9 protein-coding genes and 1 pseudogene are annotated in these 12,582 nt (G+C 68.9%); 3 read left to right on the top strand and 7 right to left on the bottom strand.

Features of this window, described 5'->3' with window-relative positions:
- Positions 1 to 14 precede the first annotated feature (14 nt).
- Positions 15 to 470, bottom strand: coding sequence for a hypothetical protein (locus tag HD593_RS64965; protein ID WP_341850712.1), 456 nt, complete (start codon positions 468 to 470; stop codon positions 15 to 17).
- On the bottom strand, positions 394 to 876 hold the full coding sequence (locus HD593_RS60370) for a zinc-binding dehydrogenase (protein WP_221524933.1): 483 nt from the start codon (positions 874 to 876) through the stop codon (positions 394 to 396). The genes HD593_RS64965 and HD593_RS60370 overlap by 77 nt, the downstream gene beginning before the upstream one ends.
- Before the next feature lie 135 nt (positions 877 to 1,011).
- On the opposite strand from HD593_RS60370, the gene HD593_RS24760 reads away from it, so the two are divergent.
- The gene (locus HD593_RS24760; protein ID WP_185104499.1) at positions 1,012 to 2,430 is read left to right on the top strand and encodes an IS4 family transposase; all 1,419 of its coding nucleotides are present in this window, start codon (positions 1,012 to 1,014) and stop codon (positions 2,428 to 2,430) included.
- 274 nt (positions 2,431 to 2,704) lie between these two features.
- Here the strand turns inward: HD593_RS24760 and HD593_RS24755 are convergent.
- The 4 genes and pseudogenes from HD593_RS24755 to HD593_RS24740 form a co-directional block, all read right to left on the bottom strand.
- Positions 2,705 to 3,248 (bottom strand): annotated as a pseudogene (locus HD593_RS24755) (transposase family protein); the annotation flags it as partial.
- Positions 3,249 to 3,500: 252 nt separating this feature from the next.
- Positions 3,501 to 3,863, bottom strand: coding sequence for a PadR family transcriptional regulator (locus HD593_RS24750; RefSeq protein WP_185104497.1), 363 nt, complete (start codon positions 3,861 to 3,863; stop codon positions 3,501 to 3,503).
- Positions 3,864 to 4,095: 232 nt separating this feature from the next.
- A complete protein-coding gene (locus HD593_RS24745; protein WP_185104496.1) occupies positions 4,096 to 6,561 on the bottom strand; it encodes a tetratricopeptide repeat protein in 2,466 nt (821 codons plus the stop codon).
- Between the two features lie 203 nt (positions 6,562 to 6,764).
- Positions 6,765 to 7,403 (bottom strand): hypothetical protein, encoded by a 639-nt coding sequence (locus tag HD593_RS24740; protein ID WP_185104495.1) that lies wholly within the window; start codon positions 7,401 to 7,403, stop codon positions 6,765 to 6,767.
- 283 nt (positions 7,404 to 7,686) lie between these two features.
- On the opposite strand from HD593_RS24740, the gene HD593_RS24735 reads away from it, so the two are divergent.
- Entirely contained in the window at positions 7,687 to 8,106 is a 420-nt protein-coding gene (locus HD593_RS24735) for a hypothetical protein (protein ID WP_185104494.1), read from the top strand.
- A 339-nt stretch (positions 8,107 to 8,445) separates the two neighbouring features.
- Positions 8,446 to 10,404 carry a WD40 repeat domain-containing protein gene (locus HD593_RS24730; protein WP_185104493.1) on the top strand — a complete coding sequence of 653 codons (1,959 nt, stop codon included), beginning with the start codon at positions 8,446 to 8,448 and terminating at the stop codon, positions 10,402 to 10,404.
- On the opposite strand, the gene HD593_RS24725 is transcribed toward HD593_RS24730, so the two are convergent.
- On the bottom strand, positions 10,389 to 12,407 hold the full coding sequence (locus HD593_RS24725; protein ID WP_185104492.1) for a ligand-binding sensor domain-containing protein: 2,019 nt from the start codon (positions 12,405 to 12,407) through the stop codon (positions 10,389 to 10,391). The two genes, HD593_RS24730 and HD593_RS24725, sit on opposite strands and share 16 nt — an antisense overlap.
- Between the last annotated feature and the right edge of the window lie 175 nt (positions 12,408 to 12,582).

Here is a 12,582-nt window from a genome sequence, read left to right as displayed (position 1 = left end):
GGATCAACTTTTCGTCACGGAAGAGGGCCAGTTGGATGCGGTCGTTGCCGGGGCGGGAGACCAGGGCATGATCGTGGTGCCAGGTGTCCGGGCTGACGAGGCTCGGGTCGGGCACGCCGGTGAGGTACTGCCACTTGATCGCATCGAGGGTGAGCGCCTCGCGGATCGCCGCCTCGGTCTGCGGAGTCTGCTCGCACTGGTAGTCCCAGACCGTCCCCCAGAAGGCGTCGACGAAGCCGGCCTCGTAGGCGTTGCCGTTCTGGGTGATGATCGCGCTGATCGCCGCGGGGTCGTTCAGGGCGAGGCGCCATCCGATCGGGGCACCGTAGTCCTGGACGTAGATGGCGTAATGGGCGACGCCCAGGTGGTCGAGCAGGGCGGCGGTCAGGTCGGTCAGCGTCGAAGGTGTAGGCGAACTCGTCTGCGGGTGGCGCATCGGAGAGCCCGAAGCCCAGATGGTCGGGGGCGATGACGTGGTAGTCGTCGGCCAGCGCGGGGACGAGGCCGCGGAACATGAACGAGCTGGTGGGAATCCGTGCAGGAGCACCACGGCCGGCATGTCAGCGGGGCCCGCCTCACGTGCGCCTCGCGTACCTGCTCGAAGCCGAAGACACGCGACGGCTTGGCCTTCAGCCGGCCCTCCGCCACCTGCTCGGCGATCTCCTGCAAGGGAACGTCGGACAGCGGGAAACCGGGGGTCCCGAAGACGAAACTGCCGAAGAACGTCAGATAGACGCCGCTGGCCATCTGCAGCAGCGGATTGAAGTCGGCGATCGGATCCAGGCCGCCCAGCCAGCCGGCCAGGCAGGCGCGACCGCCACGCCGCAGCATCGCCAGGGAATCGAGGATGGTGCTGTTGCCCACCAGGTCCAGCACCGAGGGGGCTCACCCAAGGCCAGGTAGTTAAGGTCGTCGTGGTGCTGTCAAGCACGCGAGTTCTCAGAACATGGCAACGGAGATCCAGTAGAACGGTGATCTTCCACAACCAGCCGTCGAAGAACTGGATCTCCGTTGCTTGCCGAGTATGCCAGCTTTGCTGTTTCCCACGCTGTCGAGACGGGATCTTCGCCCCGCTCAGCAGCCGGGAGATTGTTCGCTCCCGGGCATTTGGGGGAGCTGACCGCGCTCGTACCGTTCGAGCTCGTCGATGCAGTCCTTGAGGAAACCCGCGGCGTGCAGCGCCGCCTGCGCGCGCTGCCCTCGCGTGTCGGGGTCTACTTCCTGCTGGCGATGTGTCTGTCCCCCGAGGTCGGCTACCTGCTGGTCTGGCAGAAGCTGACGGCCTCGCTGGCTGCCCTGCCGGTCGTGACGCCCACCGCCAAAGCGCTGCGTGACCTGCGCCGCAGAGTCGGCTGCGCGCCGATGCGGCGCCTGTTCGAGGTGCTGAGCGGACCGCTGGCCCAGCCCACGACGCCTGGAGTACGGTTCGGGAACTACCGCACGGTCTCCTTCGACGGCTCCAGTTCACTCAAGGCGCCCGACACCGTCCGTCATCGGGCCTGGCTGGGCAGCCCGGGTCACGGCGGCTACCCGCTGCTGGAGCTGATGACGCTGGCAGAGACCGGAACGCGGGCCCTGATTGGCGCGGTTTTCGGCCCCACCGGCGAGGGCGAGAGCGGCTATGCCCGGCGCCTGCTGCACCTACTGACGCCCGACATGCTCGTGTTATGGGACAAGGGCTTCGACGGCAACGCCTTCCTCGCCCAGGTCAACGCCACCGGCGCTAAGGTGCTCGGCCGGCTGCGCAGCAACCGCCGCACCCCCATCCTGACCACCATCACCGACGGCTCCTATCTCTCGATGATCGGCAGCTTGCAGATCCGCGTTATCGAGGCCCGCATCACGGTGACCTGCGCCGACGGCACCACCTTCACCGGCACCTACCGCCTGGTCACCACCTTGACCGATGCCCGCCGCTACCCGGCCGCCACCCTGGTCAGGCTCTACCACCAGCGATGGGAACACGAGTCCGCCTACTACGCGCTCCGCCACACCATCATGCAAGGACGGATCCTGCGCTCGGGCGACCCCGCCGGACTGGAGCAGGAGATGTGGTCGGTGCTCACGCTCCATCAACTGCTGCGCAGCGTGATGGTCGACGCCGCTGAATCCCGGCCCGGCACCGACCCCGACCGCTGCAGCTTCTCCATCGCCCTGCACACCGCCCGCGACCTGGTCATTCAGCCGGGCGACAACCCCGGCATGCCCACCGGCCTGATCGCAACCATCGCACGCCGCGTCCTGGCGGCGCTACTGCCACCACGCCGCCCGCGCGTCAGCACCCGCAAGGTCAAATCACCCACCTCCCGCTACAACGAACGGCTCGACGACGGCCGGCCTGACCACAGCCGCACCATCACCGACCTCGACATCACTCTCCTGCCACCCCCGCCACGCTGCCCGCCGCGTCCCGGGACGAGCGACCCATGACCCCACCGACCGCCGCAGACAACAACAGGTCCTGGCCCTCCTTCACCAAGATCCCAACCGCCCCTGGAAGGCCCGTGACATCGCCCAACACCTCGGCGATGTCACCCTGAACACGATGTATCGGCAGCTATCGCGCGGGGCCGCCAGCCAACTCATCCGCAAGATAAGACCAGGCATCTACACCGCCGAGCCGATCTCCACAGCGCGCTTGCCAACCGCCCAGAAACCTTGACTACCTGGCCTTGGGTGAGCCCCCCGGGCCTTCGGCGCCTTGGTACCCCTTGTCGGCCAGGGTCCGGACGCCGGCCTGCGTCAGCGCTCGCAGGATGCCCCCAGATGCGGGCGGCGGTCAGGTCATGGGTGCTGCCGGGCAGCGAGCCGGAGGTCCAGATGATCGTGCCGTCGGGCGCGGCGATGACCTGGACGTTCATGCCGTGCATGCGGTGCTTGGCCGAGTAGTACGGCCGGTCGGCGCGCACGCGGTCGATAGGAATGAGCATGCCGTCCAGCACCAGGTAGTGCAGCCCGTCCCGGATGGCCTGGCGTAAGGCGCGGTCGACCTTGGCGGCGCGGGCGCGCAGCAGGGCGACGGTTTCTTCCACGTACCGCCAGGCGGTGGCCACCGAGACGCCGAACCCGGCGCTGAGCTCGGTGAACGTCTCGCCTTTGCGCAGGTAGACCAGCACCAGCAGGGCCTGCTGGGCGGGGTTGAGCCGCCGCCAGGTGGAGCCGATGGCCTTGCGGTGGCGGCGGATGATGCCGGCCATGTAGTTCAGCGTTGGGCGCGACAAATCGACGGCAGCACGATAGAAAAGCATCCGAGCCCCTGGTGGTGACGGCGTTGATTGTGGTGATCCACCCGTCTACCAGGGGTTTCGATACATCCTCAGGCGAACGTCGGACTCTCGATCATGCTGTGATCAGCATCCTCCCAACCAAGGATGAAAACAGCTCACAGTACCGGCGACGAGCGGACCATCGGACCAACCTGCGGGCCAGCCAGGGAGAGACGTCGCACGTCTCGTTGACGAGCAGTCCCAGTATGGCGTCGAGGACGATCTCACCGCCGTTCAACAGGCCTCACCGCCCTGGACCTTCCCGTATCCCAGGAGAGAGACGCCGAACGCAGGCTTTGGGCAGAGAGCGGATGGTCTCCTCTCGGCGAGGAGTGTGCGTGCGACTGCCGCACCTTCCCCAGTGAGATGGTAGAAACGCCGCCTTGGGCCGGGTTGGTCAGGGCCAAGCTCTTCCCACGCGCCGGTGATCATACCGGCGTCTTCGAGACGGTCAAGCGCCTTATAGACAGTAGGACCTGCTCGTTTAGTCCTTTTGATGATGGCCCAACCGTGAATGTCCTCGTTGTTGTCGAAGGCGTGAAGGAGCGTCTCAAGGACGTCAAGGGTGGGCTGAGTGATCCGTTCAAGACCTGCCATGCCGCTATCGTACCTAGATGAAATAAACTCGCGCGGCTTATGGTGAGGTGCGGTTCGTAGCAGTCCGGGCTGCCCAGGACTGGCAACGTGACGTATTCGACTGTGTCGTATCCGCCGCTCGGATGGTGCAATGTGGGGCGGGTGGGGCCTGGTCGCCGAAGGGCCTGGATGATCTTCCCCGTGTAACTGGATTAGATTGGCCCGATAATCGCCTCGAAGTCCGAATGTGAACCTACTGATTCTCGTTGGAGGAACCCGCATTTCCGTCCTCGCAGCGCCGCGTCCAGTAGGCGAGGTGGGCTCGGGCGGTCAGCGTGTCCGGATGCTCGGCACCCGAGACCCGCTCACGGATCGGCACCAGCGCCGCGAACTGATCACGCGCCCCCACCACATCCCCCGCCTCCCCCGACCAGCGCGCCAGGTTGGCCCGGTCGGCCAGCGTGTCCGGATGCTCGGCACCCGAGACCCGCTCGCGGATCGGCACCAGCGCCGCGAACTGATCACGCGCCCCCACCACATCCCCCGCCTCCCCCGACCAGCGCGCCAGGTTGGCCCGGTCGGCCAGCGTGTCCGGATGCTCGGCGCCCAAGACCCGCTCGCGGATCGACAGCAGCGCCGCGGACTGATCACGCGCCCCCACCACATCCCCGGCCCGCCCCGACCAGTAGGCCAGGTTGGCCCGGTCGGTCAGCGTGTCCGGATGCTCGGCACCCGAAACCCGCTCACGGATCGGCAGCAGCGCCGCGGACTGATCACGCGCCCCGGCCGCATCCCCCGCCTCCCCCCACCAGTAGGCCAGGTGGGCCCGGACGTTCAGCGTGTCCGGATGCTCAGCACCCGAGACCCGCTCACGGATCGGTACCAGCTCGGCGAGTTGATCGCGCGCCCCGGCCGCATCCCCCGCCTCCCCCGACCAGCGCGCCAGGTTGGCCCGGACGGCCAGCGTGTCCGGATGCTCGGCACCCGAGACCCGCTCGCGGATCGGCAGCAGCGCCGCGAACTGATCACGCGCCCCCACCACATCGCCCACCATGGCGGTGTAATAGGCCAGCTCAGCCTGGGCGACCAGGGTGCGGAGGTGGTGCGGGCCATCGCGATCAAGCAGGGCTCGGTAGCGGTGGTGTTGCACGGTCATGGCGGTGGCGTAGGCGCCGCTGGCCTTCAGGTAGTCGATCACCTGGTTCATCGCGTCCGATTCGGGCGCCAGAGCCGTGCGTGCGTGGGGAAGCAGCCGTCCGTAGAGAGCCCAGGTGCCGATCACGGTCGGGTTCTCGGGCAGCGCGGCCGCCAGCACGCTGGCCGCCTCCTCCCTAACGGTTCGGCGCTGCTGGCCGGACAGGTCGGCCAGGGTGACGGCCTGGACCAGGCGATGCACGCTGACCGCGTCCCGATCGTTGCTGATGGTGATCATGCTGTAGGAGGCCAGCAACGCCAGCGCCTTACCGACCCGCACAGGCTCGACCTCGGGCAGGTGGTGCAGCACATCAACGGGCAACTGGTCAGGGGCATAGCAGGCCAGCAGCGCCAGCAGCCGCGGCGCCAGCGCGTCGCGTTCGGCGATCCGCTGACGGGTGATCGCCCACACCCGGGCCAGCACCTCCTCCCCATCGGGAGCCTGGTGCAGCAGCCGGCGGTAGTCGGTGACGGTTACTCCGGGGGTGCGGGCGATGAACGCGCCCGCCTGCCGCAACGCCAGCGGCAAGAACCCCAGCTCCTCGGCCAGGCGCGCCAGCTCCCGCGCCGCCGGTTCTTCGCCGTCTTCGGTGGTGGGCCGGATGCCGATCAGCTTGGCCAGCAGCTGCCGGGCCGCCTCGGGCTCCAGCACCTCCAGGCTGATGGGGGTGCAGCCCACGTCCTGCCAGCCGGTATCGCGGCGGCTGGTGATCAGCACCCGCCCGCCGCTCAGCCGCCCCAAAGACGGGTGCAGATCCTCGGCATCCTCGACGTTGTCGAAGATCAGCAGCCAGCCCGGGTGGGCGGCCAGCCACACCAGCGCCCAGGCCGCGGCCTCCTCCGCACTCGCCTGCGCCGCCGCCACCGAATCAGCCCCCACGCACACGGTTCGCGCCAGCTCGGCCAGCGACGCCTGAATCTGGGTGGGGTTGTCGGCCTCGGACCACCACACCAGCGTGTACTTGTCGCGGTGGCGGGCGGCGTACTGCAACGCCAGCTCGCTCTTCCCGATACCGCCTAGCCCGTAGACGGCCGCTTGCGTGATCACCACCGATCCCGTCTTCTGCGTCCTGGTCAGCGTCCGGTGCAACCGGGTCAGAACCTGGCCGCGGCCCAGGAACACCGCCGCCGGCGGGCGCGGGAGCCTGCCCAGCCCATCCGGCGCGGCGGTCGTGGCGGCGTCGGGCAACGCCCGTCGGTTCGGCGTCGCCGGCCCGGGTTGGATAAGGTCGGGGCCGGCTGCGGCCAGTGGCGGTCGTCCCACCGGCGCCTCATGAGCGGGGTCCTCATCCTGCGGCAGGTCCAGCTGGTCAGGCGAGCTTGTGCGTTCGCGCTGCTGTTCATCGGCGGGGCGGACGGCCGGGCGGGATGGCGGGCCGCTGGTGCGGGACTGCCGCAGCGCCAGCGCCGCCAGCAGCAGCGAGGCCAGCCCGATGGTGGCACCGGCCGGATCGACGCTCCCCTCGGAGGTGACCCACACGACCACCACGGCCGCGATGAACCCCACCGCGCCGGCGCCCGCCAAGACCCGGAAGACCCACGTGCGGCGGCGCCTGATTCCCGACATCATCGACGGCCTACCGTCGGCGCCGCGATCGGCTGGTTCCTCCTGGTGTCCACGTGGTCATCGTCGCGGCCGTACATGCGAACCGGCATCAGATGCACACAAATCGTCCACCGACCACGGGAAGACCGTCAGCACACTGCGTGGCTTGGGCGGTGAGCCCTTCATGGCCTTGCCGAACCGGACGTAGGCCACACCCCGGTTTCCGAATTCCGCGGCGTGGTGATTGCGGCCGAAGTCCGCCAGGTCGAGCATCTGGGCTTCACGGCGACGCAGCCCGTAGGCGTACGCGGTCTTGAACAGGGTCGCGTCCCGGAACGCGGCAGCCAGCCTTTGCGCCCCTCGCTACGGATCCGGGCCACCTCGGCGTCGGCATGGTCGAAGAACGCCTGTAGTTCCTCTCGCGTGAACGCACGCTTGACCGGGTCACCCTCGGCGTCCTGAAGATGGGTGATCGCGGTCCACTCGTGCACGACCTGGACCGGATGCGTGCCGAACCGCGCCTGGCGCTCCGCTGGCCAGGCGTAGACCTGGTCGGTGATGTAGTGGCAGAACAGTTTCACCGACAACTGATAGTTCCGTAGCGTCGACCTGCGGAGCCGCCGCACCGCCTGCAGATCGGTCATCCACTCATCCACCATCTGCGGAGACCACACCCACGGGAACGCCCCGGCATGCGCGGTGAACATCCGCACGCTCCGCTCCCGGCCTTCCACCGTCGCGAACGCCAGGCGCCGAGCCAGTTGCTGGTTTCGCCAGCCGTCCAGCATCGCGGCGAAGACCTGCTCCTCCGGCCGCAGCAACGGCAGGCCGCCAACGAGATGAAGCCGCGCCGATCCCGGCCCAACCCCTCCGCACTCACCCGGAACCCCTCCGGACCGTTGCATCTGATGCGAAAAATTCGCATAGATACAAGTTCCAGTGAACCACCCAGGTCAGCCCTTCGCACCCCCTTTCAGCGGATCGAATCCCGCTGGTCGCCCCAGCCGCAGGCCCAGCTCTGTCGAGCGGCAGGAGGACGTCAGCCAGCCGCGACACCCAATGTCAGTAGCAGAATGTGATCAGGCAGGTAGACGGAGAGTCTCGATGAACAGCGGCACCGAGGCCGCCCTTGACGCCTGGGCGGGGGCCCGAGCTCTGGCCGACGACGTCCGCTACCGCGCTCCGCTCACTGACGAAGAAGCCAACATCCTGCTGGCCGCCTACGTCCTCCACGGCCACGGTGAATATGACAGCTGGCGCCAGGACCACCTCGACGCCGAACAAGCGCTGAAGGACAGCGGCCTGATCCACAGCCAGAACGGGCCGCACCGCGTCAGCCTGGACGACGATGTTCGTTTCAGTCTTGACCACCGGCCCATTGCGCTGGCCGACACCTATGCACCGCGAGACGGTCCCGCGCGCCACGCCGCCCGGCTTCACCTTCAGAAGCACAGTGACTCAGCGTCACCCTCACTGACATCAACTTGTCGCGAGCCACTGCCAAGAACCTGTCGTTTCCACTGACAGTGCCAACTGCCACGAGAGTGTCAGTGGTCCTTTGCCATGAGCCCGCCAGTGACGCCTGTCACATCACGTCTTCGGGTCGAGCATCAGGGGGTCGTCGCCCTAGCGCAAGTCCTCCCCCGAATCGAGGCGTGCCCGCCGCCGCCCTCGCTGAAGTTGGTCAGCCTCGGCCGCTACGCCCGGCTCACCGCGGAGACCTCCGCTCGCATCACGCCAAGAACGACCTGCAACCCGACGGCGCCGGCGCTAGTCACCTACACCACGGTGTGTTCCTGACTTGCCAGGATCCTCTGAGCGAATTACGGTCAGGTCCGTTATGCATTGATCGTGGAGGCCTTCATGCGTGTCATCCTGGTAGCGCTACTCCTCGTCTTATCCATCTCCTCTCCGGCCCGGGCCGAATCGACAGCATCCCCACCCACAGGATGCGGCTTCCAGACCCTCGGCACGCTGCCCCTCACCGGCGCCACCACTGCGGGCACCGCCCTGGACGCCCGGCATCCGCAGGGCCCGCGCGTCTACTCCGTCACCTCCAGCGCCTCAGGCCCGGCGCTCCTGGGGATCAGGGACGCGCGGGACGGCCGCTTGATCGGCGAGCGGCCGCTGCCCCTGGCGCTGGGCTCGTGGGCCGTGACCGTGGCCCCCGACCACTCCGTCTACGTGGGGAGCTACAACGCCACAGCCGGCGCCATGGGCCGTCTCTTCCGCTACAGCCCGGCCACCGACCAGGTGAACGAGCTGGGCATTCCCATCGCGACCGAAACGTTCGTCTGGACGGTGGCCGCCACCCCCGACGGATCTGCCGTTTACGGCGGCACCTCGCCGTCGGGCAAGCTCTTCCGGTACGACACCGCGACCGGCCGGAGCACCGACCTGGGCAGCCCCGTGCCCGGCGACCAGTTCGTGAGAGACCTCGCCGTCGGCGAGGACGGCACCGTGTACGCCGGCGTCGGCGCGCTCAGCATGAAGGTCGCGGTGCTGGCCCGCGAAGGGACGGTCGAGCGGGTGATCGACCCGCCTGTCCAGGGCACCGGCTACGCCTACGACGTGGACGTGGCGGGCCGTTACCTGCTGGTCCGCTTCGTCACCTCCACGGGAGCCAACCCGATGGGCGTGTACGACCTGGTCGCGAGCAGATGGAAGGACGTCGTCGAGGACGTCGACAGCCTGACCGTCGGAGGCGGCCGTCTCGGCGCCGACCTCTACCTGTTCCAGAACGACGAGCTCGTCACGTACGACCTCAGGTCCGGAAAGATCACGAAGCTGGGCTTCAAGGACTACGGTGACGGCGCGGCCCGCCCCCTCGGCTGGGTCGGTCACACGCTCGTCGGCACCAGCTCGACGGGCCGCATCTGGCACTTCGACCGCAAGAAGGGCCAGGGCGAGCTGCTCGACGCGACCCTGACCGGCCAGCACGTCAGCATCCGTTCCCTCGGCGCGGGGCCGGACGGCCGCGTCTACGCCGGCGGCTTCTTCACCGGCGGCCTGGCGGCCTACGACCCCGCCGGCGGGCAGACGCAGAACTGGCCGGGCGTCGGCCAGAGCGAGGGCATCGTCACCCACAAGGGCAAGCTCTACCTCGGCGTCTATCCGGGAGCCCGCATCTACGAGTTCGACGGGAACGCGCCCCGGCTGCTGCTCGACCTCGGCGGGCAGGAACAGGACCGCCCGTTCGCGATGATCTCAGCCGGCGACTGGCTTGCCTTCGGCACGGTGCCCAAGTCAGGCACGCTGGGCGGGGCGCTCGGCCTGCTCGATCCCGCCACCGGCCAGTCGGTGATCAGGCGGAACATCGTCCCCGGGCACAGCGTCGTGGGCCTGGCCTACCGCGACGGCGTGATCTACGGCGCCACCTCCGCCTTCGGGGGCACCGCCACTCCGCAGGGCGAGGCGGCGGCCTTCGCGTACGACGTCGCCACGGACTCCGTGCTGTGGCGGACCACCCCGGTCGCCGGAGACCTGGCACTCGGCTCAATCGCCTTCGACGGCGAGGGGCGGCTGTGGGGGCTGACCCCGGACATGCTGTTCGAGCTCGACCCGGCGACGGGGCGGACAGTCAGGTCGGTCAAGCACCAGACCTACCCGTGGGCCACCGCCACGCAGGTCTGGCTCGACACCAACCTGGTGTTCCACCAGGGGTTCCTCTGGGGCAAGGTGCAGGGGAAGGCGTACCGGATAGATCCGGGGACGATGGCGCTCACGCTCATCGCCCGCCCGATCTCCAACCTCCTCCTCGGCCCTGACGGCCACCTCTACTTGTCACGCTTCGAGAACTTCTACACCTACCGGATCTGCTGACGGGTCAGCCGGAACAGGCGTGGCCCCTCGGCGAAGTAGACGTCTCCGGACCCGTGCACCGCGAGCTGGTGCACGGGTCCCTCCTTCACCACGGCGTGCCGGCCGGTCAGCGGGTTCAGGGAGAAGACGTATTGGCCGGCGTGCGCTCCGTACAGGGTCAGGTCGCGCCGGTTGAAGGTGAGCTGTCCGCTGGCGCTCTTGCTGTCCGACAGCGTGACGCGCCGGGTCACCTTGCGGGTCGTCGTGCTGATGGAGAACACCTCGCCACCCGCGATGCCCCACAGCCGGCCCAGCGCGTCGAACGTCAGCGCGGGGACGGCCGGCTTGCCGGGGGCGGGGACGAGCTCCCACAGCAGCCGGTCCTCCTTCACCGACCAGGCGAACACCTTGGCTTCCGGCTGCGTGGGCGGTGTGGCGGACTGGCCGCTGTAGATGGAGGTGCCGCCGTAGAGCACGCCGTCGCGGTAGGCGAGCGAGACGATGCTCTGGTCCTTGACCACGTTCCGCTCGGCGTGCTTGAGCGCCCCCGTACGCGGGTCCCAGATCGCCAGCACGCCGCCCAGATGGCCCAGGTCGGGCATGGTGCCGGCGGCGAGATAGCGGCCCGCCGAGGCCAGCGCCCGCGGGCGGATCTGGTGGTCGGGGGCGAGGTCGAACAGCCGGGCGGGGTTCGGCGCAGGGCCCGGCTCCGGGCTTGGGGAGTACTCGGTACTGTGCCACGGCAGCTTGGGGTCGTAGGCGTAGACCCTGGCCTCGGGGTAGGCGCCGACGTAGAGCTTGCCGTCGTGCGCGGTCATGTCCTCGCTCTGGGAGAACGTGTGGAACTCCGCCCGCTCGCCGGTCTCCGGGTCCAGCGCGGCGAAGCCGCCGTTGAGGAACCCTCCGGCGTACATGCGCCGGTCGGGGCCCTCCGCGAGGGCGGTCACGTCAATGGGCTCCCCCCTGACGCCCGTCTGCACGAACGACTTGGCCCCGGTCTGCGGGTTGTAGCGGAACATCAGGCCGCGCCAGAGCAGGCCGACGACGCTCTTGCCCGGATAGTCCGGCAGGCCCAGCTCCGCCCAGCCGATGCCGCGGGTGTTGGCGACGCGGCCCGTGATCGGCACCCCCGTTCCCGTGGCGGTCTTCGTCGTCGCGTCGTAGCGGACGAGCTCGCCGTCCCTGACCAGGTAAACGGCGCCGTCCTGGTCGGGGGGCGAGACGTCCAGGCCGTGCGCGGACTGCAGGACGTCGCTCCACCGTCCAGCGGCGATGTCCCACACGTGCAGCGGCCCGGGAGAGGCGCCACCGTAGCGTACGTAGAGGTGACCGGCGGCCACGTTCACGTCGTAGGCCCACTTCCCCGCGGGATCCAGGCCGTCGGGCACGGGGAGTTGCCTGGCCGCGCCGGAGACCGCGTCGATCTCGAAGACGGCGGCGGGGGCCTCGGTGCCCGCGTAGATCTTCCCGTCGGCATAGGCGACACTGCGGACGTAGGCGTGGGACGGCGAGAGCCGGCCGTAGTCGCGCACCCCTGTCGCGGGGTCGTAGGCGAACAGGCGGCCGCCCGGCGAGGTGCCCCCGTAGATCGTGGCGCCTTCGCCCGCAGCCACGGACCAGATGAAGTTCTCCGAGGCCAGGGGCCGGCCGAGGTCCGTAATCCCGCCGCCGTCCTTCCAGCGGTAGAGGCGGCCGTCGCCGTACGTGCCCGCGTACACGCTGCCGTCAGGGGTGGCCTCCAGGGCCCACGAGCCACCTGCGCCCGGCAGGTCGTACCTGGCCTTCTCGGCGCCTGTGGCGGGGTCGACGGCGTTGAGGTGAGCGGGATCGCCGGAGGAGGCGCCCCACAGGACGGTCTCGCCGCCCGGCCCCGCCGCCACGACGCCGCCGATCAGCAGCACGTCCTCGAGAGGGATCCCCAGGTCCTCGATCCGGCGGGCGGACGCGTCCGCCGGGGCCGCGACGGTGAACGCGGCGAGCACGGCACCCAGCCCGGCCGCTAACGATCGTTTGATTAAGGTCATGACCGAAATCTTGAAACGCGCGCCATGTCTCGTCAATAGGGCATTACGGTGAAGGCCGAAACGAAACGACCGAACCTATGTGGGAAGATCGGCGATGCGAGATGGTTCCGATGGCCGCCTGCGCCGGGCGAGCGGGATTGCTCGCCGCAGGACCACCGTCACTCGCGGGAGGGAT

This window comes from Nonomuraea rubra, from assembly GCF_014207985.1.
Classification (GTDB): domain Bacteria; phylum Actinomycetota; class Actinomycetes; order Streptosporangiales; family Streptosporangiaceae; genus Nonomuraea; species Nonomuraea rubra.
The sequence above is the reverse complement of the archived record's forward strand: the minus strand, read 5'-3'. Positions and strand labels throughout refer to the sequence as shown.

What these genes read in the sequence shown, in the direction of transcription:
- HD593_RS24750 (WP_185104497.1), bottom strand. Translation starts at nt 3,863, where the DNA reads ATGGCAGGTCTTGAACGGATCACTCAGCCCACCCTTGACGTCCTTGAG.
- HD593_RS24725 (WP_185104492.1), bottom strand. Translation starts at nt 12,407, where the DNA reads ATGACCTTAATCAAACGATCGTTAGCGGCCGGGCTGGGTGCCGTGCTC.
- HD593_RS24735 (WP_185104494.1), top strand. Translation starts at nt 7,687, where the DNA reads ATGAACAGCGGCACCGAGGCCGCCCTTGACGCCTGGGCGGGGGCCCGA.
- HD593_RS24730 (WP_185104493.1), top strand. Translation starts at nt 8,446, where the DNA reads ATGCGTGTCATCCTGGTAGCGCTACTCCTCGTCTTATCCATCTCCTCT.